Source organism: Sediminibacillus massiliensis (genome assembly GCF_900156915.1).
Classification (GTDB): domain Bacteria; phylum Bacillota; class Bacilli; order Bacillales; family Amphibacillaceae; genus Sediminibacillus_A; species Sediminibacillus_A massiliensis.
The window spans coordinates 3,623,348-3,625,018 of the sequence record NZ_LT732535.1 but is presented as its reverse complement, the minus strand read 5'-3'; the positions used below and the strand labels follow the sequence as shown (position 1 = coordinate 3,625,018).

2 protein-coding genes and 1 pseudogene are annotated in these 1,671 nt (G+C 47.4%); all 3 read right to left on the bottom strand.

Going from position 1 to position 1,671, the window contains the following annotated elements:
- A partial coding sequence (locus tag CZ434_RS18750) for a carbohydrate ABC transporter permease (RefSeq protein WP_425442104.1) occupies window positions 1–578 on the bottom strand: 578 nt, incomplete at its 3' end.
- Window positions 579–640: 62 nt separating this feature from the next.
- A pseudogene (locus CZ434_RS18745) lies at window positions 641–1,063 on the bottom strand (carbohydrate ABC transporter permease); the annotation flags it as partial.
- A gap of 82 nt (window positions 1,064–1,145) precedes the next feature.
- A partial coding sequence (locus CZ434_RS18740; RefSeq protein ID WP_143262146.1) for a carbohydrate ABC transporter permease occupies window positions 1,146–1,671 on the bottom strand: 526 nt, incomplete at its 5' end.

The window sequence follows — 1,671 nt, the reverse complement described above, 5'->3', positions numbered from 1 at the left end:
GAAATGGGTTTCAATAACGGAAAAATAATGTACCAGAACGTCTGGAATTTGTTCGCTCCGTCAATGATCGCTGCTTCATCCAAACTTTTGGAGATACCTGTCATTGCCCCGTGATAAAGGAAGATCGACAAACTGCATCCGAAACCAAGATACATGAAGATCAGGCCGGCACGGTTCAGCATTTCCACCTGCCCGAACAAGGAGACCAAGGGAATCATCACCGATTGAAACGGAATCAACATCGCGGAAACGAATACAAGCAGCAGGGCACCGCTCAACTTACTCTTGTTCCTCGCCAAAGCATACCCTGCCATGGAGGAACAAAGGATGATAATAGCCACACTGGCACCTGTGACCAACAGCGAGTTGAACAGGGACGACATAAAGTTCAAATCAATGAACGCATTGACGAAGTTCTCTGACGTCAAGGCTGTCGGAAGCCCGAGTACCCCTTCAAAGATCTCGCGTTTCGTTTTGAAAGCATTGACAAGCATTAAATAAAACGGGGACAGCCACAACAAGGCGATCAACAGGCCGACGATTTCAATAATGATCAAGTTGCGTTTTGTTTTGTCCAGCTTCAAGCCTTTCGATTTGCTTTGGGCTGCAATCCGGCCGCCGCTCAGTTCGGTGCTTTTCATTACATTTCGACCTCCCGTTTTTTATTGTAATACACTTGCGTAATGGCGATTGCCGCCACAATCACGAAGAAAATGATCCCTTTCGCCTGTGCATATGCCATGTTGTTTTCGTTGAACGCCGTTTTGACGATTTCCATCGCCACCATCTGGGTCGAGTTAAACGGACCACCATTTGTCAGCGACAGATTCTGGTCATAAATCTTAAAAGACGTAGACAACGTCAAGAACATACTGATCGTGAACGCAGGTGCGACTAGCGGGAACGTAATATGGCGCAGGCGCTGCCAGCTGTTCGCTCCATCGATTTCCGCTGCTTCAATCAGTTCTTTCGGGATGTTCTGCAAGTATGCAATGTAAATGATCATGATATAACCGGCCATTTGCCAGCATGTTAGAATCACAAGTCCCCAGAACCCANCAAGTTGCGTTTTGTTTTGTCCAGCTTCAAGCCTTTCGATTTGCTTTGGGCTGCAATCCGGCCGCCGCTCAGTTCGGTGCTTTTCATTACATTTCGACCTCCCGTTTTTTATTGTAATACACTTGCGTGATGGCGATTGCCGCCACAATCACGAAGAAAATGATCCCTTTCGCCTGGGCATATGCCATGTTGTTTTCGTTGAACGCCGTTTTGACGATTTCCATCGCCACCATCTGGGTCGAGTTAAACGGACCGCCATTTGTCAGCGACAGATTCTGGTCATAAATCTTAAAAGACGTAGACAACGTCAAGAACATACTGATCGTGAACGCAGGTGCGACTAGCGGGAACGTAATATGGCGCAGGCGCTGCCAGCTGTTCGCTCCATCGATTTCCGCTGCTTCAATCAGTTCTTTCGGGATGTTCTGCAAGTATGCAATGTAAATGATCATGATATAACCGGCCATTTGCCAGCATGTTAGAATCACAAGTCCCCAGAACCCAGTGTTCTTCGTGGACAACCAGCCGCTCAACGCCTCGATGCCGAGGGCTGTTCCGATGTCATCGAAAACACTGATGAAAATGAACTGCCAGATGAAACCTAATATCAAA